Origin of the sequence: Pseudomonas sp. PGPPP4, assembly GCF_002256045.1 — a bacterium.
Lineage (GTDB): Bacteria > Pseudomonadota > Gammaproteobacteria > Pseudomonadales > Pseudomonadaceae > Chryseomonas > Chryseomonas oryzihabitans.
In genome coordinates this window covers 306,957-329,760 of the sequence record NZ_NKID01000002.1, presented here as the reverse complement: position 1 = coordinate 329,760, position 22,804 = coordinate 306,957, and the positions used below count along the sequence as shown (strand labels likewise).

Annotated in this window: 21 protein-coding genes and 1 other RNA gene; 4 read left to right on the top strand and 18 right to left on the bottom strand. The window is 66.2% G+C overall.

Features of this window, described 5'->3' with window-relative positions:
* Positions 1–1,425: a 3-isopropylmalate dehydratase large subunit gene (gene leuC / locus CFE50_RS04370; RefSeq protein ID WP_027599662.1), complete on the bottom strand. Its 1,425-nt coding sequence runs from the start codon at positions 1,423–1,425 to the stop codon at positions 1–3.
* 141 nt (positions 1,426–1,566) lie between these two features.
* Between leuC and CFE50_RS04365 the strand changes: the two genes are divergently transcribed.
* On the top strand, positions 1,567–2,436 hold the full coding sequence (locus CFE50_RS04365; protein WP_286731542.1) for a LysR family transcriptional regulator: 870 nt from the start codon (positions 1,567–1,569) through the stop codon (positions 2,434–2,436).
* 389 nt (positions 2,437–2,825) lie between these two features.
* On the opposite strand, the gene CFE50_RS04360 is transcribed toward CFE50_RS04365, so the two are convergent.
* From CFE50_RS04360 to edd, 13 genes are all read right to left on the bottom strand, one after another.
* Positions 2,826–2,999, bottom strand: coding sequence for a DUF1289 domain-containing protein (locus CFE50_RS04360; protein ID WP_007158669.1), 174 nt, complete (start codon positions 2,997–2,999; stop codon positions 2,826–2,828).
* Positions 3,000–3,091: 92 nt separating this feature from the next.
* On the bottom strand, positions 3,092–4,492 hold the full coding sequence (locus CFE50_RS04355; RefSeq protein WP_007158670.1) for a carbohydrate porin: 1,401 nt from the start codon (positions 4,490–4,492) through the stop codon (positions 3,092–3,094).
* A 62-nt stretch (positions 4,493–4,554) separates the two neighbouring features.
* Complete coding sequence (locus CFE50_RS04350; protein ID WP_286731537.1) at positions 4,555–5,766, bottom strand: AGE family epimerase/isomerase; 1,212 nt, start codon at positions 5,764–5,766, stop codon at positions 4,555–4,557.
* A gap of 40 nt (positions 5,767–5,806) precedes the next feature.
* Positions 5,807–6,712: a carbohydrate kinase family protein gene (locus CFE50_RS04345; protein WP_241809453.1), complete on the bottom strand. Its 906-nt coding sequence runs from the start codon at positions 6,710–6,712 to the stop codon at positions 5,807–5,809.
* A 129-nt stretch (positions 6,713–6,841) separates the two neighbouring features.
* The gene (locus tag CFE50_RS04340) at positions 6,842–7,942 is read right to left on the bottom strand and encodes an ABC transporter ATP-binding protein (protein WP_007158673.1); all 1,101 of its coding nucleotides are present in this window, start codon (positions 7,940–7,942) and stop codon (positions 6,842–6,844) included.
* An 11-nt stretch (positions 7,943–7,953) separates the two neighbouring features.
* Positions 7,954–8,784, bottom strand: coding sequence for a carbohydrate ABC transporter permease (locus CFE50_RS04335; RefSeq protein WP_007158674.1), 831 nt, complete (start codon positions 8,782–8,784; stop codon positions 7,954–7,956).
* A complete protein-coding gene (locus tag CFE50_RS04330; RefSeq protein ID WP_286731534.1) occupies positions 8,777–9,694 on the bottom strand; it encodes a carbohydrate ABC transporter permease in 918 nt (305 codons plus the stop codon). Before CFE50_RS04330 ends, CFE50_RS04335 begins: the two co-directional genes overlap by 8 nt.
* 132 nt (positions 9,695–9,826) lie before the next feature.
* Entirely contained in the window at positions 9,827–11,089 is a 1,263-nt protein-coding gene (locus CFE50_RS04325; RefSeq protein ID WP_145247866.1) for an ABC transporter substrate-binding protein, read from the bottom strand.
* Positions 11,090–11,214: 125 nt separating this feature from the next.
* A non-coding RNA gene (locus tag CFE50_RS04320) (sX9 sRNA) lies at positions 11,215–11,289 on the bottom strand.
* 65 nt (positions 11,290–11,354) lie between these two features.
* On the bottom strand, positions 11,355–12,803 hold the full coding sequence (locus tag CFE50_RS04315) for an ATP-binding protein (RefSeq protein WP_007158677.1): 1,449 nt from the start codon (positions 12,801–12,803) through the stop codon (positions 11,355–11,357).
* A complete protein-coding gene (locus tag CFE50_RS04310) occupies positions 12,793–13,533 on the bottom strand; it encodes a response regulator (protein WP_027599669.1) in 741 nt (246 codons plus the stop codon). Before CFE50_RS04310 ends, CFE50_RS04315 begins: the two co-directional genes overlap by 11 nt.
* A 105-nt stretch (positions 13,534–13,638) precedes the next feature.
* Entirely contained in the window at positions 13,639–14,616 is a 978-nt protein-coding gene (locus CFE50_RS04305; protein ID WP_007158679.1) for a glucokinase, read from the bottom strand.
* The gene (gene edd / locus CFE50_RS04300) at positions 14,613–16,442 is read right to left on the bottom strand and encodes a phosphogluconate dehydratase (protein ID WP_286731524.1); all 1,830 of its coding nucleotides are present in this window, start codon (positions 16,440–16,442) and stop codon (positions 14,613–14,615) included. Before edd ends, CFE50_RS04305 begins: the two co-directional genes overlap by 4 nt.
* Positions 16,443–16,578: 136 nt before the next feature.
* Between edd and gap the strand changes: the two genes are divergently transcribed.
* Positions 16,579–17,583: a type I glyceraldehyde-3-phosphate dehydrogenase gene (gene gap, locus CFE50_RS04295; RefSeq protein ID WP_007158681.1), complete on the top strand. Its 1,005-nt coding sequence runs from the start codon at positions 16,579–16,581 to the stop codon at positions 17,581–17,583.
* Between the two features lie 502 nt (positions 17,584–18,085).
* Here the strand turns inward: gap and scpB are convergent.
* Positions 18,086–18,832 (bottom strand): SMC-Scp complex subunit ScpB, encoded by a 747-nt coding sequence (gene scpB, locus CFE50_RS04290; protein WP_241809446.1) that lies wholly within the window; start codon positions 18,830–18,832, stop codon positions 18,086–18,088.
* Positions 18,833–18,969: 137 nt separating this feature from the next.
* On the opposite strand from scpB, the gene CFE50_RS04285 reads away from it, so the two are divergent.
* Together CFE50_RS04285 and CFE50_RS04280 are read left to right on the top strand one after the other, a co-directional pair.
* Entirely contained in the window at positions 18,970–19,956 is a 987-nt protein-coding gene (locus tag CFE50_RS04285; RefSeq protein WP_241809444.1) for a GlxA family transcriptional regulator, read from the top strand.
* A gap of 16 nt (positions 19,957–19,972) precedes the next feature.
* A complete protein-coding gene (locus CFE50_RS04280; RefSeq protein ID WP_353743998.1) occupies positions 19,973–20,167 on the top strand; it encodes a DUF1272 domain-containing protein in 195 nt (64 codons plus the stop codon).
* Positions 20,168–20,437: 270 nt separating this feature from the next.
* On the opposite strand, the gene CFE50_RS04275 is transcribed toward CFE50_RS04280, so the two are convergent.
* From CFE50_RS04275 to CFE50_RS04265, 3 genes are all read right to left on the bottom strand, one after another.
* Positions 20,438–21,349, bottom strand: a complete 912-nt coding sequence (locus tag CFE50_RS04275) for a bestrophin family protein (RefSeq protein ID WP_286731519.1) — start codon at positions 21,347–21,349, stop codon at positions 20,438–20,440.
* A gap of 71 nt (positions 21,350–21,420) precedes the next feature.
* A complete protein-coding gene (locus tag CFE50_RS04270) occupies positions 21,421–21,945 on the bottom strand; it encodes a chromate transporter (protein ID WP_286731517.1) in 525 nt (174 codons plus the stop codon).
* Positions 21,942–22,493: a chromate transporter gene (locus CFE50_RS04265; RefSeq protein WP_027602041.1), complete on the bottom strand. Its 552-nt coding sequence runs from the start codon at positions 22,491–22,493 to the stop codon at positions 21,942–21,944. Before CFE50_RS04265 ends, CFE50_RS04270 begins: the two co-directional genes overlap by 4 nt.
* Between the last annotated feature and the right edge of the window lie 311 nt (positions 22,494–22,804).

Sequence of the window (22,804 nt, the reverse complement as noted above, 5' to 3'; positions counted from 1 at the left end):
TCAGGCGTTGGCGAAGTCGCGGACGTCGACGAAACGACCGGCGATGGCGGCGGCGGCGGCCATCGCCGGGCTCACCAGGTGGGTACGGCCACCGGCGCCCTGACGGCCTTCGAAGTTGCGGTTGGAGGTGGAGGCGCAGTGCTCGCCACTCTCCAGGCGGTCGGCGTTCATCGCCAGGCACATGGAGCAGCCCGGCTCGCGCCATTCGAAACCGGCTTCGATGAACACCTTGTCCAGGCCTTCACGCTCGGCCTGGGCCTTGACCAGGCCGGAGCCCGGCACCACCAGCGCCTGCTTGAGGGTGGCGGCGACCTTGCGGCCCTTGGCCACGGCGGCGGCGGCGCGCAGGTCCTCGATACGGGAGTTGGTGCAGGAGCCGATGAAGACGCGGTCCAGCACGATGTCGGTGATCGGCTGGTTGGCCTTGAGACCCATGTACTTCAGGGCGCGCTCGATGGAACCGCGCTTGACCGGATCGGCTTCGCGAGCCGGGTCCGGTACCTGCTGGTCGACGGCCAGGACCATCTCCGGCGAGGTGCCCCAGCTGACCTGCGGCTTGAGCTGGGCGGCGTCGAGTTCGACCACGGTGTCGAAGTGGGCATCGGCATCGGACACCAGGCCGCGCCACTGGGCGACGGCGGCCTCCCAGACGGCGCCGGTGGGCGCGAAGGGACGGCCCTCGACGTAGTCGATGGTGGTCTGGTCCACCGCGACCATGCCGACCCGGGCACCGGCCTCGATGGACATGTTGCAGATGGTCATGCGGCCTTCCATAGACAGGGCGCGGATGGCGCTGCCGGCGAATTCGATGGCATGGCCGTTTCCGCCGGCGGTGCCGATCTTGCCGATGACGGCGAGCACGATGTCCTTGGCGGTGACGCCGAAGGGCAATTCACCCTCCACCTTCACCAACATGTTTTTCATCTTCTTGGCCACCAGGCACTGGGTGGCGAGCACGTGCTCGACCTCGGAGGTGCCGATGCCATGGGCCAGGGCACCGAAGGCGCCGTTGGTGGAGGTGTGGGAGTCACCGCAGACCACGGTCATGCCGGGCAGCACGGCGCCCTGCTCCGGGCCGATCACGTGGACGATGCCCTGGCGGACGTCGTTCATCTTGAACTGGGTGACGCCGAAGTCGTCGCAATTCTCGTCCAGGGTGCGGACCTGGATGCGCGAGATCTCGTCCTTGATGGAATCGAGGCCTTCCTTGCGATCGGGGGTGGTCGGCACGTTGTGATCGGGGGTCGCCAGGTTGGCGTCCAGACGCCAGGGCTTGCGGCCGGCCAGACGCAGGCCTTCGAAAGCCTGGGGCGAGGTCACTTCGTGGATGATGTGGCGGTCGATGTAGAGCAGCGCAGAACCGTCATCGCGCTGCTTGACCAGGTGCATATCCCAGAGTTTGTCGTAGAGCGTCTTGCCAGCCATGGATCGATTCCTCATCAGGCGTGGAACGGCACGGGCCTTTGCATGCCCTTGGTGCTTGTGGGGTCAAAGATACCGCGCTAGGCTCGCATGAAACAAATTCATCTTTTTCATGAAGCGCATAACCAACAGGAATCCGATGTCTTGGACCTCGCCAATCTGAATGCCTTCGTCGCGGTGGCCGAAACCGGCGGCTTTTCCGATGCGGGCGAGCGGCTGCACCTGACCCAGCCGGCGGTGAGCAAGCGCATCGCCGCCCTGGAGTCGCAGCTGGGGCTGCGGCTGTTCGATCGCATCGGCCGCGAGGTCAGCCTGACCGAGGCGGGACGCGCCCTGCTCCCCCGCGCCTATCAGATTCTAGGCGTGATCGATGACACCCGGCGCGCCCTGACCAATCTCAATGGTGCCATTGGCGGGCGGCTGACGCTGGCGACCAGTCACCACATCGGCCTGCACCGACTGCCGCCGATCCTCAGGCGCTTCACCCGGGACTATCCCGACGTCGCCCTGGATATCCGCTTTCTCGATTCGGAAGCGGCCTACGACGAGATCCTGCATGGGCGGGTGGAGTTGGCGATCATCACCCTGGCACCCCAGACCGCGGCGCCGATCAAGGCGGTGCCGGTGTGGAGCGATCCCCTGGATTTCGTCGCGGCGCCCGAACATCCGCTGGCGAACCAGGCAGAGGTCACTCTGGCCGACGTGGCGCGGCATCCGGCGGTATTTCCCGGTGGCAACACCTTTACCCGGCTGATCGTGCATGGGCTGTTCGATGCCCAGGGCCTGACGCCCAATATCGCCATGAGCACCAATTACCTGGAGACCATCAAGATGCTGGTGTCCATTGGCCTGGCCTGGAGCGTGCTGCCGCGCACCCTGCTGGACGACCAGGTGCGCCGCCTGCCGCTGCCGGGGATACAGCTGGAACGCCGGCTGGGGTACATCCTGCATACCGAGCGCACCCATTCGAACGCGGCGCAGGCGTTCATGGGATTGCTGGATGAGGTGGGTTGAGCCGTGATTGGGGATTAGCCGTGCGTGAGAGCGCGGCCATGGGCCGCTCCTACAGGCAGGCTCCGTACGCATAGATACGTAGCGTGGAGACGGCACAGCCTTTTCCGCAAGGGGGGTTGATGGCGAGGGGCGCCCTCACCCCCAACCCTCTCCCCAAGGGAGAGGGGGCTGTCCGAGTAGGGGTTCAGCTCCAACAGCGCGGGCTCGACCTGGGCTAGATGTCTTTATCGCGGCCATGGCGGTCCGCCGATGCGGCCGCTCCTATAATTTGGCCTGTGCTGTAGGAGCGGCCCATGGCCGCGATCAGCCGGCACTCGCATAAGGCACGCGGCCCGGCATTGTCGAGCTTCGCGGCGCTCAGACCAACCTACGGCGCCGTCAGAAACGCATCAGCCCTTCTTGAGCTTCTTCAGGCGCTTCCTGGACTTGTCGATGACTTCCTTGCGCTCCTTGTCCTTCAACTCCTTCCACCCCTTGATCTCTGAGCGTTTGCGGCCACATCCCTGGCAGACTTCGTCCTTGATCTTGCACTGGCTGATGCAGGGACTTTCGACCTTACCCACGGCAACCTCGGAAATGAAAAAGGCCCTGCAGTATAACCACTGCAGGGCCCTGTCCAGCGCCATCCGGCAGGATGGCGGGCTATGGGGGCGATTTAGAAAACCGCTTGAACCTTCAGGCCGCCGACCACGGCATTGTCGACTTCACGCACGCCACCCGGGCTCTTGATGTACTGGATGTTGGGGCGCACGGTCAGCCAGTTGGTCACGTGCACGCCGTAGTAAAGCTCGGCGTCGTACTCGTTGTGCTGCAGGGGCGTGTAGGCCGGATCGTCGTAGTCGGTGGCACCGGCGGCCTGGTTGAGGGCGCGCTGGTTGTCGCGGAAGTCGCTGTTGGTGCTGATGCGCGCGACGCCGAAGCCGATGTCATCCTTGGGACGACCGTCGAAGGGACCCTTGTACACCAGGCCGGCCTGGACGTAGTTGCTGACCTTGTTGACGTCCTTGGCATGGGCGGTGAAGTTGGCGAAGACCGACAGGCCGCGACTCGGGTCATCGTTGTGCGCGGTGATCTGCTGACGCGCCACGACCCAGTAGCCGTGCTTGCTGGAGTGCTCCTTGTAATCCAGCCCGGTGAGGGCGGCGGAGTTGCCGTTGACGTCTTCGTAGACGTCGTTGGCATCGGCGGTGCTGTAGTAGTAGCCGACGCGGTATTCGCCCGGCAGGCCGTTGACCTTGGGCGACCAGACCATTTCCACCGGCAGGACCGCACCCTTAGTACCGCTGCCGTTGAGCTTGAAGCCGTTGCCGGTTTCCAGCAGCGACGGATTCTGCTCGTAGGCGCCGACCTGGACGAACAGCTCGGGGGTCAGGCTGTACTTGACGCGCAGGGCCCACTGGCTGACCGGCCAGTTGTACCAGACACCTTCCCAGTTACCGACCTGGGAGCCGCAGAACGCCAGGTTCTGGAAGTCGCACTCGAAGGAGTTGAAGTCCTCGCCTTCGCCGAAGCGACCGGCCTTGATGTCCAGGCGGCCATCGAAGAAGCCCTTGGACAGCCACAGCTGGGTCAGACGCCAGGTCTGGCCACGGCCATAGACTTCCTGCACCGAGGAGTAGCCGCCGACGCGCGGATCGGTGATGCGGTCGTCGGTCAGGTTGCGGCCGTCACGGGAGGTGATGGCCAGCTTGAACACCGAGTTCTCCCAGCCGGCGATCTTGTTCATGTCGCCCCAGAGGCCGAACATGTACTGGGAGCTCCAGCGCCCGGTGCGGTCGTCGTCGTAGCCGCCACGCAGGTTGGTCGCGCCCTCGCCGACGTATTCGAGCTTGATGTCCCAGCCCTTGTCGCGCAGGTCCTTGCGCACGCCACCCCAGTCACCGGTCATGGTGTTGCCCAGCGGCTCGAAGGCGGCCTCGGTGTTGTTGACGCCACTGAAGTTGCCGCCCGGATTGGCCTGGGGCGCCGCCTGGGCACCCGCGGCGACCGCCAGGGCCAGCAGCGACACCAGGGGCAGTGCGCGCCCCGGACGATTCTTGTGGTTTTGCTTGTTCATTACTGAGATCCCTTTTTATTGAAGTGATGACACCCAGGGCCCGAAACCCGCGTCTCTAATACTTACGGCAGGACGTTGAGGACTTCGTAACAGGCACCCATGGTGTGGTAGTCGACCTTGCCGGCCGGACTCTTGTCGTCGGAGTACTTGTGGTTCCGACGGTCGAGCAGGCGCCACCACGCGCCGTGCTCGTGATCGATGAAATGCGTCCAGCTGTAGCGCCAGAGCGCCTCATAGTGTTCCCAGTAGCGGGCCTCGCCACTACGCTCCGCGAGCAGCGCCGCGGCGGCCAGGGCCTCGGCCTGCACCCAGAAATACTTGTCCGGATCGCAGGGCGAGCCATCCGGGGCGAAGCCGTAGTAGAGACCGCCGTGCTCGCCATCCCAGCTCAGGCGCCAGGAGATGTCGAACAGCGCCCTGGCGCGCGGCAGCAGCCAGGGCTGGGGCCGATGGCGTTCGAGGATCAGCAGCAGCTTGGCCCATTCGATCTGGTGCCCCGGCTGGAAACCCCAGGGCCGGAACAGATTGGCCGGATCGTCGCGGTTGTAGTCCCAGTCGATGGACCAGTCGCTGTGGTAGTGCTCCCAGACCAGGCCGCCGGGGGCCTCGTCGGCCACCCCGCCCTGCCCCAGGGTCAGCGCGGCCTGGCGCTGCGTCATGTTGCGCGCCAGGGTCTCGGCGCGGTCCAGGTAGCGCACCTCGCCGCTGGCTTCGAAGGCGGCCAGGAGGGCTTCGCAGGCGTGCATGTTGGCGTTCTGGCCGCGATACGGCGCCACGGTCTGCCAGTCGGCGCTGATCTCGTCGACATAGAGGCCATCGGCTTCGCGCCAGAAATGGGTCTCCAGGGATTCCCAGGCTTCGCTCAGCCAGCCGCGGGCTTCCTCGATGCCGGCCTGCAGGCCATGGGCATAGGCCAGCACCACGAAGGCCAGGCCGTAGCAGTGATTGGTGCCATCCACCACGGTTTCGCCATCGAGCAGCCAGGCGTAGCCGCCATTGGCCTGGCGATGCCGCTCGCGCAGGTATCTCAGGCCGTGGCGGGTCGCGTCCAGAAAGGCCGGATCGCCATAGTGCCGGTAGGCCATGGCGAAATCGAAGACGAAGCGGGTGCTGGAGACCAGGTGGCGGGTCCGGCTGTCGTAGACCGTGCCGTCGTCCTTGAAGAAGTGATAGAAGCCGCCTTGCGGATCGACACAGCGGGGATGGTAGAACGCCAGGGTGTGGCGGACGTGCTCCAGCAGGGTGTCGCGACGACGAAAATCGGGGAAGTCCATCGGGTTTCCTTGGCGGCTATTGTTGTTGTGGGAACGCGGTCTAGTGGGGGCTCACCTGCAGCAGGGCTTCGACGTCGGCGCGGGTCGGCGCATAGGCGCCGGCATGGCGGCAGGACACCGAGGCACTGGCCGCGGCGAATCTCAGGCGCTGCTGCAGATCGGTCAGGCCCAGCAGGCCGGAGGCCAGCCAGCCGGCCATGCAGGCGTCGCCGGCACCCACGGTGTCGGCCACGTCCACGGCGATGGCGGCCTGCTGCCACTCGCCGTCCGGCGTATAGAGCACCAGGCCGTGTTCGCCGCGGGTGAAGAGGATGCGGGCGTGGGGATTGAGGGCGCGCAATTCGTCCAGCGCGGCGCGCTCGTCCAGGCCCGGATAGATCTGGCGGATGTCTTCGTCGGACAGCTTGATGTCGTCGGCCAGGCGCACCAGCTCGGGAAAGGTCTGCTGGCGATAGCGATCGTCCATCAGGTTGCGCCAGTTGGGGTCGTAGCTCAGGCGCTTGCCGGCGGCCTTGGCCTGGCGGGCCAGGTCCAGCAGGGTGTCGGCCAGCGGATAGCGGGCCAGGCTGATGCAGCTGAAATGGCAGACCTCGGCGGCCTCCAGCCAGCCTTCGGGCAGCAGCGCCGGGTCGAACTGGAGATCGGCTTCGCCGGCGAAGAAATAGCGCGGCGGACGACTCGACGGCACGATGGCCACCAGCGGATCGGCGGCGACGCGCTGCAGGAAGCGGGTATCGAGACCGGCGGTTTCCGACTGCCAGGCGATCTCGTCACCCAGGCCGTCCTGGCTGATGGCGCCGCCGAACGCGCTTTCCACGCCCAGCCGGGCCAGGCCACGCGCCACGTTCCAGGGGGCACCGCCCGGATAACCCCGCCATTCGCCAGGATTACCCTGGACGATGTCGGTGAGGGCTTCGCCAAAGACCACGACGCGGGGTAGTGCCATTGTTGTTCTCCTGTCTGTCACGGCGGCCGGAGGTGCGTCCCCTGGCCTCTGGTAGGGCCGCGACCCGACGTCAGGCGCGGCGGCGGGCGGACCTTACCATTGCTGTAACGTTTCAGCCATGAGCTCCGTTCAAGAAAGTCGGCGACCGCTCGCAGGATCGAACAGCACCGCCCGTCGCGAATCGATCCGCCACAGCACCTGGTCGCCGGCCCGCGGCGCTTCACCCGGGGCCACCCGGCAGCAGACCTTGGTGCCGTTCCACTCGGCATACAGCAGGGTATCGGGCCCGGTCGGCTCGACCACCTGGATCCGCGTCAGGATGCCTGGCACGGCGTTGTCCGCCGGATGCGCCGACTGGATCTGCTCCGGGCGCACCCCAAGGATAGCCTCTCGCCCCGCGAGCGCCGGGTCCAGATCGGGCAGGTCCACCTGGCTGTCGCCGGTATCGCCGGTGACGCGGGCGACCACCCTGCCCTCGCGCGCTTCCAGGCGCACCGGCACGAAGTTCATCGGTGGCGAGCCGATGAAGCTGGCGACGAAGAGATTGGCCGGATCGTTGTAGATCTCCTCGGGGGTGCCGAATTGCTGCACCTCGCCGTCCTTCATCACCGCGACGCGATCGCCGAGGGTCATGGCTTCGATCTGGTCGTGGGTGACGTAGACGGTGGTGGTCTGCAGGCGCTGGTGCATCAGCTTGATCTCGGTGCGCATCTCCACCCGCAACTTGGCGTCGAGGTTGGACAGCGGCTCGTCGAACAGATAGAGCTTGGGCCGCCGGGCCAGGGCGCGGCCCATGGCCACCCGCTGCTGCTGGCCACCGGAGAGTTGCGCCGGCTTGCGGTCCAGCAGGTGCTCGATCTGCAGCAGCTTGCTGACCCGCGCCACCTCGGCGTCGATCTGCTCCTTGGGCGTCTTGCGGATCTTCAGGCCGAAGGCGATGTTCTCGCGCACGGTCATGGTCGGGTAGAGGGCGTAGGACTGGAACACCATGGCGATGTCCCTGTCCTTGGGCTCGACCTGGGTGACGTCTTCGCCGTCCAGGCAGATGGCGCCGCTGCTGATGTCTTCGAGGCCGGCGATGGCGTTCATCAGGGTGGATTTGCCGCAGCCGGAGGGCCCCACCAGGATGAGGAACTGTCCGGCGTCGATGCGGATGTCGATGCCCTTGAGGGCTTCCTGGGCGGCGTTGCCGTAGGTCTTGCGTACGCTTTTGAGTTCGAGAGCTGCCATGGTGGCCTTCCTTATCCTTTGACCACGCCCGAGGTCAGGCCCCGGACGAAATACTTACCCGCGAAGATGTAGACCAGCAGCGTCGGCAGCGCGGCGATCATGGCGGCGGCCATGTCGACGTTGTATTCCTTGGCGCCGGTGCTGGTGTTGACCAGGTTGTTAAGGGCGACGGTGATGGGCTGCGACGAGCCGCTGGCGAACACCACGCCGAACAGGAAGTCGTTCCACACCTGGGTGAACTGCCAGATCAGGCTGACCATCACGATGGGCGTGGACAGCGGCAGCAGGATCTTGAAGAAGATGGTGAAGAAGCCCGCCCCGTCCAGCCGCGCCGCCTTGATCAGGGCATCGGGAATGCCCACGTAGTAGTTGCGGAAGAACAGCGTGGTGAAGGCCAGGCCGTAGATCACGTGCACCAGCACCAGGCCGGCGGTAGTGTTGGCCAGGCCCAGCTGGCCGAGGGTGAAGGACATCGGCAGCAGGATCACCTGGAAGGGAATGAAGCAGCCGAACAGCAGCAGGCTGAACAGCAGATTCGAGCCACGGAACTGCCACTTCGACAGGGCGTAGCCGTTGAGCGCGCCGATGAAGGTGGAGATGAGCACCGCCGGGACGGTGATCATGAAGGAGTTCCAGAAGTAGCTGTGCACCACGTCCCAGGCCTTGAGCCAGCCGATGATCGTCCAATCCAGGGGCAGGCTCAGCAGGTTGCCGGTGCGGACGTCGTCCGGGGTCTTGAAGCTGGTCAGCAGCATCACCAGCAGCGGCACCAGATAGACCGCGCAGGCGATGATCAGAGTGGCGTGGATGGCCACGCGATTGACGTTCAGAGCCTTAGCCATTTCGCTTGCTCCGCAATTCCGAGTAGAGGTAGGGCACCAGCACCGCCAGCACCGCGCCGAGCATCAGCACCGCACTGGCCGAACCCAGGCCCATCTGGCCGCGGGTGAAGGTGTGCTGGTACATGAACACCGCCGGCAGGTCCGAGGCGTAGCCGGGGCCGCCCGCGGTCATGGCCATGACCAGGTCGAAGCTCTTGATGGCGATGTGGGCGAGGATCATCACCGCGCTGAAGAACACCGGCCGCAGGCTGGGCAGGACGATGCGCAGGTAGATGGTCGGCAGCCCTGCCCCATCGACCTGGGCGGCTCTGAGGATGGAGGAATCCACGCCGCGCAGGCCGGCGAGGAACATGGCCATGACGAAGCCCGAGGCCTGCCAGAGGGCGGCGATCAGCAGGCAGTAGATGACCCGGTCGGGATCCACCAGCCAGTCGAAGCGAAAGCCTTCCCAGCCCCAGTCGCGCAAGAGCTTGTCCAGCCCCATGCCGGGGTTGAGCAGCCACTTCCAGGCGGTACCGGTAACGATCATCGACAGCGCCATGGGGTACAGATAGATGGTGCGGATGAAGCCTTCGCGGCGGATGCGCTGGTCCAGCAGGATGGCGAAGAAGACGCCGATGGCCAGGCTCAGCAGGATGAACAGGCTCCCGAAGATCGCCAGGTTCTTGCAGGCCACCAGCCAGCGATCGTTTTCCAGCAGGCGCGCGTACTGGGCGAAGCCGGCGAAATTGTAGCTGGGCAGGAAGCGCGAATTGGTAAAGGAAATCACCGCCGTCCACAGCATGTAGCCATAGAGGCAGACGACCATGGCGATGGCCGTGGGCGCCAGAACCAGCTTGGGCAGCAGGCGCTGCAGCCGGTCCGGGCGTCGACTGACGGTCGCGACGGGAAGGGTTTCGGTAAGAGCCATGGGGCGCTCCCAAGGGGTGGTATTATTTGGGCTTTGGGTGCCTGGGTGATCGCGGCCATGGGCCGCTCCTACAGGTCGATTTTTAGCTGTAGGAGCGGCCGCAGCGGCGGACCGCCATGGCCGCGATTGGCCTTACTTCGCGGCCTGAATGGCGGCGACCAGTTGCTCGGTGGCCTTCTTCGGATCGGCGTTGGCGTCGTTGAAGAAGTTGGTCACCACGTCGAAGATCGCGCCCTGCACATAGCTGGTGTTGGCCATGCTGTGCGCCATGCTCGGCTCGGCCTTGCCCTCGGCGTTGGCCGTCTGGAAGTCCTTGGCGGACTGCTGGGCGCAGCTGTCGAACTTGGCCAGGTCGATGTCGTTGCGTACCGGGATGGAGCCCTTGTTGAGGTTGAACACCTCCTGGAAGGGCTTGTCGATGACGGTGCGCACCAGGTCGTCCTGGGCCTTCTGGTTGTCCTTGTTCTTGATCTTGAACATGGCCAGGGAATCGATGTTGTAGATGAAGTCGCCCTGGGTACCCGGCATCACCACGCATTCGTAGTCGACGCCCGGCTTCTTGCCGGCAGCGGTGAATTCGGCCTTGGCCCAGTCACCCATGATCTGCATGCCCGCCTTGCCCTCGATGACCATGGCGGTGGCCAGGTTCCAGTCGCGGCCGGCGGCGTTGGGATCGACATAGCCCTTGATGCGCTTGAAGGTCTTGAACACCTCGACCATCTTGTCGCTGCGGATGGTGTCGGCATCGGTCTGCACGAAGACCTTGTCGTAGCCTTCCGGGCCCATGATGGCCATGACCAGGGATTCGAAGATGGTGCCGTCCTGCCAGTTCTGGCCGCCATGGGCCAGGGGCACGACGCCGGCGGCCTTGAGCTTGTCGGCGGCTTCGAAGAATTCGTCCAGGGTGGTGGGGACCTTGGCGCCGGCCTTCTTGAAGACGGCGGGGTTGATCCACAGCCAGTTGATGCGGTGGATGCCGGCCGGTACCGCGACGTATTCGCCATCGTGCTGCATGGTCTGGGCCACGCGCTTGGGCAGGATGGTGTCCCAGTTGCCCTGCTTGGCGATGTCGCTGATGTTGGCGAGGAAGCCCATGCCGGCCCATTCCTGGATGTCCGGGCCCTTGAGCTGGGCGGCGGACGGCGGGTTGCCGGAAACGGCGCGGGTTTTGAGCACGGTCATGGCGGCCTCGCCGGCGCCACCGGCCACGGCGAAGTCCTTCCAGGTATCGCCCTGCTTCTGCATCAGTTGCTTGAGCACATCGACGGCGCGAGCCTCGCCACCGGAGGTCCACCAGTGCAGCACCTCGACCTCACCGGCATGGGCGGTCAGGGGGGCGGCGAGCGCGGCGCAGGAAAGGGAAACGGCGAGAGCGAGACGATTCAACGCATTCATGAGGGGGTCGTTCCTTGTTGTTTTTTTATTAGAGCTGGGCCGAGTCTAGTCAGACGACTGCGGCCGTGGGTAACGAAGGGAAGGAGATTTGTCACGGGCTGGTGACATAGCGCAGAAGTCAGAGCGGTGAGAAAACGTAGCGAGCGGTTGGCAGGCGGGCGCGCGCGGCGCGCAGGAACCGCAGTGTACAAGCGGTACATGAGGATTCCGAGCACTGCACGCGCCTGCCTGGCGGACGCGCAGTAGTTTTATCAGCTGCTCTGACCTAGCTGCGCGGTAGGGTCAGGGTAACCCGCAAACCGCCCTCGCGCCGGTTGCGCAGCTCCACCTCGCCACCATGGGCATGGGCCAGGTTGCGGGCGATGCCCAGGCCCAGGCCGTAACCCTGACGGTCGGTGGCCAGGCGGACATGGGGCTGGAACACCTGCTCCAGCTCCTGCTCCGGCACCCCCGGGCCTTCGTCGTCGACATGCAGGACGAAGGCCTGGCCGTCGTCTTCCACCTGTAGGTGGGCGCGATAGCCATACTTGAGGGCATTGTCCAGCAGGTTGCCGATGCAGCGCTTGAGCGCCAGCGGCTTGCCCAGCAGGGTGCCCCGGGCTTCCCCGGTGAGGCGCACCCGCGGAGGCTGTTCCTGGGTGAAGGGCTCCACCAGCTGCAGCAGCAGCGCCTGCAGGTCGACCGGCTCCAGATTCTCGTGGATGTCGGTGTCCTTGACGCACTGCAGGGCGCCCTTGACCAGCAGGTCCAGCTCGTCGAGATCGCGCACCAGCTTGGCCTGCATCACCTCGTCGTCCACCAGTTCGGCGCGCAGGCGCAGCCGGGTGATGGGCGTGCGCAGGTCGTGGGAGATGGCGCTGAACAGCTGGGCGCGCTCGTCCAGATAACGGGCGATGCGTTCACGCATGGCGTTGAAGGCGCGGGTGACCTCGCGGATCTCCTGGGCGCCCTCCTCGCGTACCGGCGGCGTATGGACCTCCAGCGACAGCTCGCGCGCAGCGCGCGAGAGCCGCTTGAGCGGGCGACTCTGCCAGCGGATCAGCAGGCCGATGAACAGCAGCAGGAAGGCGCTGCTGAAGACCATGAACAGCAGCTGCTGCAGCGGCAGCCAGGACTCGTCCAGGCTGTAGTAAGGCGCCGGCATCAGGGTGGCGAGATAGACCCACTCCCCTTCGCCGATGCGGATCTGGGTCACCAGCACCGGCGGCTCCAGCGGTTCCAGACTCAGGGCATAGTGCGCCCAGGAGCGCGGCAATTCGTCGAGCGCCACCGCGCCGTTGAACAGCCGCAGCTGCTGCGGACCGATGAATTCCACGTACATGGGCATGGCCGCGCCCAAGCGTTCGCGCAGCACCGCCTCGACCCCCTGGAGCACCGCCCGGCGACCCGGCGTATCCGGCAGCGCCTGCATGGTCAGCGGCTTTTCGTTGAGCGAGACGAAGAAGCGCGTGCCGCCCATGTTGCGCAACTGTTCGAGTACCAGCGGCCGATAGGCCGGCGGCAGCAGGCTGAAGTAGCGCACGCTGGCGGCGATGGAATAGCCCAGGCTGCGGGCCGCCGTCTGCAGGCCCTGGTTGCGGTCGCTGCGCAGGGAGGCGGACCAGAACAGCGCCGAGGCGCCCTGGGCCAGCAGCACCGCCAGCAGGGTCAGGAGCAGCATCCGCGCCAACAGGGAACGCGGCACCAGCCGCGCGAGCAGACCGCTACACCGCATCGGCGACCAGTCCGCTGACCTCGGCGGCGAGCAGGTAGCCGGAACCGCGCACGGTGCGGATCAGCCGCGGCGACTTGCCGGTGTCCCTCAGACGCTGGCGCAGGCGACTCACCGCCATGTCGACGATGCGCTCCAGCGGCAGCACCTCGCGGCCGCGGGTGGCATTGGCGATGGTGTCGCGATCAAGGATCTGCTGGGGATGGTCGAGAAACAGTTTGAGCAGGGTGAAATCGGCGCCGGAGAGGATGACCTCCTCGCCATCGCGATGGAACAGCCGGTGGCTGACCGGATCCAGGCGCCAGTCGTCGAAGGTCAGCAGACCGGTGGCCGCCGGGCGCGTCTCGCCGAAGCCGGCCCGGCGCAGCAGCGCCTTGATGCGCGCCAGCAATTCGCGCGGACTGAAGGGCTTGCCCAGGTAGTCGTCGGCGCCCAGTTCCAGGCCGATGACCCGATCCGCCTCGTCGGAACTGGCGGTGAGCATGATGATGGGGACCTGGCGGCAACTGGATTGCTCGCGCATCCAGCGGCAGAGGGCGAAGCCGTCTTCGCCGGGGAGCATGACGTCGAGGATCAGCAGATCGGGGACAAAGTCGCCCAGCGCCCGGCGCAGTTCGCGGCCATCGCCGACGGCGCGTACCCGATAGCCGGCACGGGTGAGATAGGCGTCGAGAAGCTCACGGATTTCCCCGTCGTCGTCGACGACCAGGAGGGATTTGCCCAGGGTGGACATGGCGATGTTCGCTCTTGTTGTCTTGGCCGGAGGCCAGCTACCGGTAGTGCCGGCAGCATACCGGGGTCGGGCGACCTTGAGTAGTCGCCCGCCCCCGGGGGTGGATCAGGCCTGCCGTGCTTCGGCGATGGTCTGATCCAGGGCGACGCCGGCACCGAACAGCCCCGGGTACTCGGCGGTCACCAGCCAGGCCGGGATGTCCTTGAGGTAGGCGCTGCTGGTCTTGCCCTTGTCGGCGAAGGCATGGGCGAAGGCCCCGCTCTGGAAGCGCTCGACGAAGCGCGGCAGGATGCCGCCGGCGATGTAGACGCCACCCAGGGCGCCCAGGGTCAGGGCCGCGTTGCCGGCGACCCGCGCCAGCCAGATGAAGAACTGCTCTAGCACGGCGTCGGCATAGGGATCACCCTTGAGCGCCAGCTCGCAGATGTCCGCCGCGCTGTGCAGGGCAGCGGTCCGGCCGTCCAGCTCGCAACTCGCGTGATAGAGGTTGACCAGGCCGCTGCCGGACACCACGCGCTCGGCGGAGACGTGGTTGCCGAACTGACGCTTGAGGATCTTCCAGATATCGAATTCGCGCTGGGTGTTGATCGGCAGGTCGACGTGACCGCCCTCGCTGGGCAGCACGATCCAGCGATCCTTGCCACTGGGTACCAGGCTGGCGAGACCCAGGCCGGTGCCCGGCCCGATCACCAGGCGCGGGCGGGTCGGCAAGGCGATGCCGTCGCGCACCTGGACGGAGTCCGCCGGGTCCAGGCGGGCGATCGCCCAGGCCATGGAGGTGAAGTCGTTGATCAGCAGCAGATGGGTCAGGCCCAGCTCGCGGCAGAACTGCTCGCGCTTGATCACCCAGTGATTGTTGGTGAAGCGGAAGTCACCCTCGCCCACCGGCCCCGCACAGGCGAGGCACACGGCGGTGATGTCGTCCAGCGCCACGCCGGTCTGCGCCAGGTACTTGCGCACGGCGTCTTCCGGGCAGGCGTAATCCGCACAGGCGAAGACCTCGATGGCCTCCAGGCGACCGTCGCGCCACAGGGCGAAGCGGGCATTGGTGCCCCCGATGTCGCCAACCAAAGCCAAACTCATTTCAGCGCCTCCAGGCTGGAAGTAAATGCACTGGCACCCGATTCGGCCGTGCTCATGGCGCCGCGCATGAAGGCGAACAACTCACGACCACAGCCTACCCCGGTGCCCTGGGGCGCTTCGACCGCCTGGCGGGCCATCCATTCGTCCGCCGGGACCAGAATCTTCAGCTCTCCGGTACGCCCATCGACGCGGATGAGATCGCCATCACAGACCTTGGCCAGCGGACCGCCATCGATGGCTTCCGGGCAGACGTGAATCGCCGCCGGAACCTTGCCCGAGGCACCGGACATGCGGCCATCGGTGACCAGTGCCACCTTGAAGCCACGATCCTGCAGCACGCCCAGGTAGGGGGTGAGCTTGTGCAACTCGGGCATGCCCAGGGCCTTGGGTCCCTGGAAACGGACCACCGCGACGAAATCGCGCTCCAGCTCGCCGGCCTTGAAGGCGGCCGCCAGTTCGCTCTGGTCATGAAAGACCCGTGCCGGGGCTTCCACCACCTGGTGCTTGGGCGCCACGGCCGACACCTTCATCACGCCACGACCGAGGTTGCCCTGCATGACGCGCAGACCGCCCTCTTCGTTGAATGGCCGGCTGGCCGGACGCAGGATGTCCTCGTCCAGGCTCTCGGCCCGACCGGTGCGCCATTCCAGCTTGCCGTCCACCAGGAAGGGTTCCTGCAGGTAGCGTGACAGGCCACGGCCCATGATGGTGTTGACGTCTTCGTGCAGCAGCCCGGCCTCGAGCAGGGTGTGCACCATGAAGTTGACGCCACCGGCGGCGTGGAAGTGGTTCACGTCGGCCTTGCCGTTGGGATAGACCTGGGCCAGGGTCGGGGTCACCGCGGAGATTTCGGCCATGTCGTCCCAGGTCAGCTGGATGCCGGCGGCCTGGGCGATGGCCGGGATGTGCAGGGTGTGGTTGGTCGAGCCGCCGGTGGCGCTCAGGGCCACCACCGAGTTGACGATGGACTTCTCGTCGACGATCTCGCCCAGCGGCATGAAGTTGCCGCCCTGGTGGGTGATGCGAGTCACCTGGCGCGCCGCCTCGCGGGTGAGTTCGTCGCGCAGCGGGGTGTAGGGATTGACGAAGGAAGAACCCGGCAGGTGCAGGCCCATGACCTCCATCACCACCTGGTTGGTGTTGGCGGTGCCATAGAAGGTGCAGGTGCCGGGGCTGTGGTAGGACTTCATCTCCGATTCCAGCAGCTCTTCGCGGGTCGCCTTGCCCTCGGCGAAGGCCTGGCGCACGCGCGCCTTCTCCTTGTTGGAGATGCCCGACGGCATGGGGCCGCCCGGGACGAAGATCATCGGCAGATGGCCGAAGCGCAGCGCGCCGATCATCAGGCCGGGAATGATCTTGTCGCAGATGCCGAGCAGCAGCGCGGCGTCGAACATGTTGTGCGACAGGGCCACGGCGGTGGACATGGCGATGACTTCGCGACTCGCCAGGCTCAGCTCCATGCCGGCCTCGCCCTGGGTCACGCCATCGCACATGGCCGGTACGCCACCGGCGAACTGACCGACGGAGCCGATCTCGCGCAGGGCCTGCTTGATGATCTCCGGATAGTGCTCATAGGGCTGATGAGCCGACAACATGTCGTTGTAGCTGGAAACGATGGCGACGTTGGCCTGGTCCATCAAACGGAGGCGCTGCTTATCCGTCGAGGATCCACACCCGGCGACGCCATGGGCGAAATTGGCGCATTGCAGTTTGCCGCGCTGCGGACCGTCGCTGGCGGCGGCCCGGATCATGGCGAGGTAACGCTCACGGGTCGGACGACTGCGTTCCACCAACCGCTGTGTGACTTCGAGGACGCGAGGATGCATGGTTTCGATTCTCCACCGGGCTAAATTTGTTGTTATTTAAAACATTCACAGCCAAATTGGCGCTATTATTCCGCTTAGCACGCGTCATGTGTAATGTTTTTTACAACAAAACCCAGCTATCGCGAGGTTTCTCTCCATGAGTATTCGTATTGCCATCAATGGTTTTGGACGCATCGGCCGCAACGTGCTGCGGGCGCTGTATACCGAGGGCTATCGCCAGGACCTGGAGGTCGTCGCGATCAACGACCTGGGCGACGCCGCCATCAATGCGCATCTCCTACAGTATGACAGCGTTCATGACCGCTTCCCTGCCGAGGTGTCCGTCGAGGGCGACAAGCTGGTGGTCAATGGCGATCGTATCGCCGTGACGGCCATCCGCAATCCGGCCGAGCTGCCGTGGAAAGAGATGAAGGTCGACGTGGTGTTCGAGTGCACCGGTCTCTTCACCAACCGCGACAAGGCCGCTGCCCACCTGGAAGCCGGCGCCTCCAAGGTGATCATCTCGGCCCCGGGCAAGGACGTGGACGCCACCATCGTCTATGGCGTCAACGACAACATCCTTCGCCAGTCGCACCAGATCATCTCCAACGCCTCCTGCACCACCAACTGCCTGGCGCCCGTCGCCCAGGTGCTGCAGCGCGAACTGGGCATCGAGAACGGTCTGATGACCACCATCCATGCCTACACCAATGACCAGAACCTGTCGGACGTCTATCACTCCGACCCCTTCCGGGCGCGTTCGGCCACCCAGTCGATGATCCCGACCAAGACCGGTGCCGCCGAGGCCGTGGGCCTGGTACTGCCGGAGCTGCAAGGCAAGTTTAGCGGCATGGCCGTGCGGGTGCCGACCATCAACGTGTCACTGGTCGATCTGACCATCCTGACCGCCAAGGAAACCGACGCCAAGACCATCAACGCCTTCATGAAGGCCGCGGCCGAAGCCTCGCCGGTACTGGGCTACAACGACAAGCCGCTGGTCTCCATCGACTTCAACCACAACCGCCTGTCGTCGATCTTCGACGCCAACCACACCAAGGTGAGCGGTAAACTGGTGAAGATCATGGCCTGGTACGACAACGAGTGGGGCTTCTCCAACCGTATGCTCGATACTTGCAAGGCGCTGGTCAACGCGCCGGCCTGAGGTCTGTAGGTCGTGCAGAAAAAGCGCCTTCGGGCGCTTTTTTCGTTTTCGGTTGCGGCAAGGTTGGTCCACGGATGCGGCCGCTCCTGTGGGGGAGTTCCGAGGATAAGAGCCACTGTCTTTATTACGGCCATGGGCCGCTCCTACAGGAGCTGAATCTTCTGTAGGAGCGGTCGCTACGGCGCACCGGCATGGCCGCGATACGCATCGGAGCCTGTTCCGCCTGGGGCTTCATCGTGAAGCGTGCCCTCACCCAGGCCCTCTCCCCGAGGGAGAGGGGGCTGTTCGAGCGAGCGGTTGGTCTTCCGCGGCCAGGAAAGCACCGTAGCGTGGAAAACGGCGCAGCCTTTTCCGCCTGAGGCTTCATCGTCAAGCGTGCCCTCACCCCGGCCCTCTCCCCGAGGGAGAGGGGGTTATTCGAGCGGGGGGTCTGCTTTCGGCGGGAAAGGGGCGGTTCAACGTGTAGGTTGGGTTGAGCGCAGCGAAGCCCAACACGCCCGACTCAACCCTCGTCTTCCTCGTCCACCGCCTGGCGCAGGTCGTCGAAATCGGTCTTGAGGCCGGTTTCCATGGCGTCCAGTTCGGTAAGCAGGGTGCGGAAGCTGGTGCGTTCGGGAAGCACCAGGGTGCCCTCCTCCGCTGCTTCCGCATCGCCGATGCCCAGAGCCGCCAGGCTCAGTTCGGGGTCTTCCAGCACCGAGGCCGGTTCGGGTTCCAGCTGGCGGACCTCAGCCAGAGGCGGCAGCTGGTCGAGGCTGCGCAGGTCGAAATAGTCGAGAAAGGCCTTGGTAGTGGCGAACATGGCCGGGCGCCCGGGCACGTCGCGATAGCCCACCACGCGGATCCAGTCGCGCTCCAGCAGCGTCTTGACGATCTGGCTGTTGACCGCCACCCCGCGCACCTCCTCGATCTCGCCGCGGGTGATGGGCTGGCGATAGGCGATCAGCGCCAGGGTCTCCAGCATGGCGCGGGAATAGCGGGGTGGGCGCTCTTCCCAGAGGCGCCCGACCCAGGGCGCGTACTTTTCGCGCACCTGCAGGCGATAGCCGGAGGCCACCTCCTTGAGTTCGAAGCCGCGCTTGCGGCAGGAGCCGCCAAGCACCGCGAGGCCGGCGCGCAGGTGGGCGGGCTCGGGGCGTTCGTACTCGTCGAAGAGTTCGGCCAGGCGCTCCAGGGTCAGGGGCCGGCCGGCGGCGAGCAGGATGGCTTCCAGCAGCGGCGCCAGTTGCTTGGGATCAGTGTAGTTCATGGGCGGCGATGATAAGGCCGGGCGCGGGTGCCGCCAAATCCAACCTGTCTCGGGGTGGCCAGATCCGTGGGATGTTTGACCTTGTCGCCAGCCTGGCGGCCAGGGCATCCTCGGCAGATCGCTACGGAGAGCCACCCATGCCGCTGATCGCCGCCCTGCTCTATCCCGATGTCATGAGTCTGGACGTCACCGGTCCGCTGCAGGTGTTCGCTTCGGCCAATCTGGAACGGGAGCGCCAGGGCCTGCCCGCCCACTATCAGTTGCGCCTGCTGGGCGCCGCCGAAGGGTTGGTGCGTACCTCCGCCGGAATCGGCATCCAGGCCGAACAGAGCTGGTACGACCTCGACGTGAGCGAGGTGGACACCCTGCTCGTCCCCGGCGGCCTGGGTATCGAGACGCTGCGCCAGGACGCCGGCCTGCTGGCCTGGCTGCGCGACCTGGAACCCCGGGTCCGACGACTCGGCTCGGTGTGTTCCGGTGCCCTGCTGCTGGCCAGTGCCGGGCTGCTGGACGGCCGGCGCGCCACCACCCACTGGGCCTATGTCGACGAACTCGCGACCTTTCCGGCCATCGCGGTGCAGGGCGATCGGCTGCATACCTACGATCCCCAGGGACGCGATGGCGATCCCCATGTGTTCACCTCGGCCGGCGTCACCGCCGGCATCGACCTGGCGCTAGCGCTGGCGGAAGCCGATCTTGGGCGCCCGCTGGCCCTGGCGGTGGCGCGCCGACTGGTGATGTTCCTGCGCCGCCCCGGTGGCCAGGCGCAATTCAGCGCCTGCCTGGCGCCCGATCCGGGGCGGACGCCGCGACTGGCCGCCCTGCTCGACTGGATTCCCGGTCACCTGGGGGAAGACCTGGGTCTTGAGCGCCTGGCCGAACGTGCCCATATGGCGCCGCGCACCCTGTCGCGCCTGTTCAGCCGCGAGGTGGGCATGGGACCGGGGCGCTATGTCGAGCAGGTCCGTCTGGAGACGGCGCGGGTGCTCCTGCAGGACGGCCAGGCCTCCATCGCCACCGTGTCGCGCCTGTGCGGGTTCGGCCATCCGGAAAATCTCCGGCGCACCTTTCACAAACACCTGGCGGTCAGCCCCCAGGACTACGCGGCGCGCTTTGGCGCCTGATCAGGGAGAGACAGTCATGCTGGACATGCGTAGCTCGTGTGAACACTGCGCCAAGGCGCTGCCGATGGAGAGCGAAGAGGCGCTGATCTGCTCCTATGAGTGCACCTTTTGCACGGATTGCGCCGCGGGGCCGTTGCAGGGGCGCTGCCCGAATTGCCAGGGGGAGTTGCTCAGGCGGCCGCGGCGGGTACCAAAGGACGCGCAAGATTGAATCGACGCCGGGCCCTATCGACAGCCGTAGCGTGGAAAACGGCGCAGCCTTTTCCCCTGGGTGTCCGCGGTGAGGCGTGCCCTCACCCCAACCCTCTCCCACAGGGAGAGGGAGCTATTCGTGCAGGCGTTCGGCGCTCGCGGAACAGGTAGGCTCCCGATCGATCGTCAGGCTATTACCGTGGGCGCACTGTAGTGCCCAGCGTCCGCGGTGAGGCGTGCCCTCACCCCAACCCTCTCCCACGGGGAGAGGGGGCTATCCGCCCTGCCCTTACCGCAACAAACCCGCCTCCGCCCGGATCGGCTCGGGCGTAGGCTCGCCCAGCAGGTCCAGCACGGCGATCTCCAGCCCGCGGCTGAGGGCGTCCAGTGGCAAGTGGTTGGGCTGGGTGCCGAAGGGATCGGCGATCTGATCGCCCAGGGCGTCCAGGCCAAAGAAGGTGTAGGCCAGCACCAGCACCGCCAGGGGCGTGAACCAGCCCAGGCTGTCCACCAGGCAGAACGGCAGCAGGAAGCAATAGACATGCACCACCCGGTGCAGCATCAGGATGTAGGGATAGGGAATGGGCGTCTGACGGATGCGTTCGCAGCCGCTGAGCACCGCGGTCAGCCTGTCCAGCTGCTGGTCGAGGTTGGCGATCAGCGGATCGCCGAAGCCTTCCTCGCGGGCCCGGGCGACCAGGCAGGTGCCCAGCCGGCGGATCAGCGCGCTGGGCCGGTGCGGTGCCGCGAGCAAAGCGTCCTCCCCTGCCAGCACCCGCTGCAGATCGGCCGACGGCGCTTCGCGGCGCAGGTGGTCACGCAGGGCGTAACCGAAGGCCAGCAGCGGGGTCAGCAGGTGGCGGCGCTCGGGCGCAGTCAGCCCCGGCAGCAGGGTCTCGACCTGGCGCGCCAGGTTGCGCCCGGCGATCAGCAATTCGCCCCACAGACCGCGCGCCTCCCAGAAGCGCTGGTAGGCGGTGGTGTTGCGAAAGCCGAGAAAGATCGCCAGGGTCAGACCCCAGAGCGTCAGCGGCGTGGTGGTCAGGCCGAAGTCGAAGCGCAGGAAGACGCCATGGCTAAGGGTCACCGCCAGGCTCAGCAGCACCACATAGAGTAGCTTGGGCCAGATCGCCTGGACGATGGAGCCGCGCACGGTGAACAACAGTTCGCGCAGCGAGGGATTCTGGGGACGGGTGATCACAGCGGTGTTCTCGATTGAGGTACGGACTTCGACGCCATCCGCGTCCGGCAGTGCCTGGGATCCCTGGCGGGTCAGGGTCCGAACAGCACCCCGACCAGGGCCCCGCCGGCCAGCAGCCACAGTGGATGCCAGCGGGTGAACAGCGAGCCCAGGGCGCCTGCTGCCAGGATCAGCACCCACAGCGGCGCGGTGGCCACGCTGCTGCCCACCAACCAGGCGCTGGCCGCCACCAGGCCGACAGTGACTGGCACCAGCCCGGCCTGCAGATGCCGTCGCCAGGGGCGATCGGCGAAGCGTTGCCAGAGGTGCAGCACGCCCAGGGTCAGCAGCGAAGACGGCACGAACTTGGCCAGGGAGGTCACCAGCAGCCCGGGCCAGCCGGCCACGTGCCAGCCGATCAGCGGCACGATCATCAGATTGGGACCGGGCGCGGCCTGGGCCAGGGCGAACAGGGCGGCGAAGTCGGCGGCGCTCATCCAGCCTTGCACCGTCACCACCTGGCGCTGCATCTCCGGCAGCACCGAGTTGCCACCGCCAAAGGCCAGCAGCGACAGCTGGGTGAAGATCAGCGCCAGCGCCAGCAGGGTCGTGCTCATAGGCCCTGCCGATAGCTGAGCAGCACGCTGATGGGGGTAAGCACCAGCATGGTCCAGAGCAGCGGCAGCTTGAGCAGCGCCAGGGCGAGAAAGGCCAGGCAGGCGATGCCCAGGGCCAGCCAGCGACCGCGCAGGGGCTGGACGAGCTTGACGGCCATGGCCACCAGCAGCCCGGCTGCCGCGGCGGCGAGTCCGGCGAAGGCACGCCCCACCAGCGGATCGTCGTGGTAGCGGTCATAGAGCACGCCCAGGCCGACCACCACCAGAGTCGGCCCCACCAGCAGTCCGGCGGCAGCGGCCAGGGCGCCGCTCCAGCCGGCGAATCTCATGCCCACCGCCACCGAGAGATTGATGATGTTGCCGCCCGGCAGGAACTGGCAGAGGCCGAGCAACTCGGTGAATTCCTCCGCCGACAGCCAGCGCCGCTTCTCTACCAGGTAGCGCCGCGCCAGCGGCAGCACCCCGCCGAAGGCCGTGATACCCAGGCCGAAGAAGCCCAGGAACAGATCGCGGCGGCGCGGGCGGTTCAGGGTGGGAGCGGTCTCCATGGGCACCTCTCAGCTAGAGCCAGAGCGACAACAATAGCGTACCCGCGAGGCCGGTGACGGAAACCAGCGTCTGATCAGCAGCACCGGTAGCAGGATCAGCAGCAGCGACAGGCCGAAACCGGACTGGCGAGCCTCCAGGTCGCGGAGAACCCAGCGCGATGACGATGCCGGCCTCCCGGAAACTGCCACCCGCGCCTTTGCTGAAAGCCCGGGGCCACGGCTTCGGCCGTTGGCCCGGCGCCCGGGCGCGCGATAAAGCTGCCGATGAGACTGGAGAGGAAGGGCAGCGAGCGGGTGGTGCCGATGAGCAG

Coding starts and splice junctions, on each gene's coding strand:
- leuC (WP_027599662.1), bottom strand. CDS start 1,425: ATGGCTGGCAAGACGCTCTACGACAAACTCTGGGATATGCACCTGGTC.
- CFE50_RS04355 (WP_007158670.1), bottom strand. CDS start 4,492: ATGAACAAGCAAAACCACAAGAATCGTCCGGGGCGCGCACTGCCCCTG.
- CFE50_RS04350 (WP_286731537.1), bottom strand. CDS start 5,766: ATGGACTTCCCCGATTTTCGTCGTCGCGACACCCTGCTGGAGCACGTC.
- CFE50_RS04345 (WP_241809453.1), bottom strand. CDS start 6,712: ATGGCACTACCCCGCGTCGTGGTCTTTGGCGAAGCCCTCACCGACATC.
- CFE50_RS04340 (WP_007158673.1), bottom strand. CDS start 7,942: ATGGCAGCTCTCGAACTCAAAAGCGTACGCAAGACCTACGGCAACGCC.
- CFE50_RS04335 (WP_007158674.1), bottom strand. CDS start 8,784: ATGGCTAAGGCTCTGAACGTCAATCGCGTGGCCATCCACGCCACTCTG.
- CFE50_RS04330 (WP_286731534.1), bottom strand. CDS start 9,694: ATGGCTCTTACCGAAACCCTTCCCGTCGCGACCGTCAGTCGACGCCCG.
- CFE50_RS04325 (WP_145247866.1), bottom strand. CDS start 11,089: ATGAATGCGTTGAATCGTCTCGCTCTCGCCGTTTCCCTTTCCTGCGCC.
- CFE50_RS04315 (WP_007158677.1), bottom strand. CDS start 12,803: ATGCGGTGTAGCGGTCTGCTCGCGCGGCTGGTGCCGCGTTCCCTGTTG.
- CFE50_RS04310 (WP_027599669.1), bottom strand. CDS start 13,533: ATGTCCACCCTGGGCAAATCCCTCCTGGTCGTCGACGACGACGGGGAA.
- CFE50_RS04305 (WP_007158679.1), bottom strand. CDS start 14,616: ATGAGTTTGGCTTTGGTTGGCGACATCGGGGGCACCAATGCCCGCTTC.
- edd (WP_286731524.1), bottom strand. CDS start 16,442: ATGCATCCTCGCGTCCTCGAAGTCACACAGCGGTTGGTGGAACGCAGT.
- gap (WP_007158681.1), top strand. CDS start 16,579: ATGAGTATTCGTATTGCCATCAATGGTTTTGGACGCATCGGCCGCAAC.
- scpB (WP_241809446.1), bottom strand. CDS start 18,832: ATGAACTACACTGATCCCAAGCAACTGGCGCCGCTGCTGGAAGCCATC.
- CFE50_RS04285 (WP_241809444.1), top strand. CDS start 18,970: ATGCCGCTGATCGCCGCCCTGCTCTATCCCGATGTCATGAGTCTGGAC.
- CFE50_RS04280 (WP_353743998.1), top strand. CDS start 19,973: ATGCTGGACATGCGTAGCTCGTGTGAACACTGCGCCAAGGCGCTGCCG.
- CFE50_RS04270 (WP_286731517.1), bottom strand. CDS start 21,945: ATGAGCACGACCCTGCTGGCGCTGGCGCTGATCTTCACCCAGCTGTCG.
- CFE50_RS04265 (WP_027602041.1), bottom strand. CDS start 22,493: ATGGAGACCGCTCCCACCCTGAACCGCCCGCGCCGCCGCGATCTGTTC.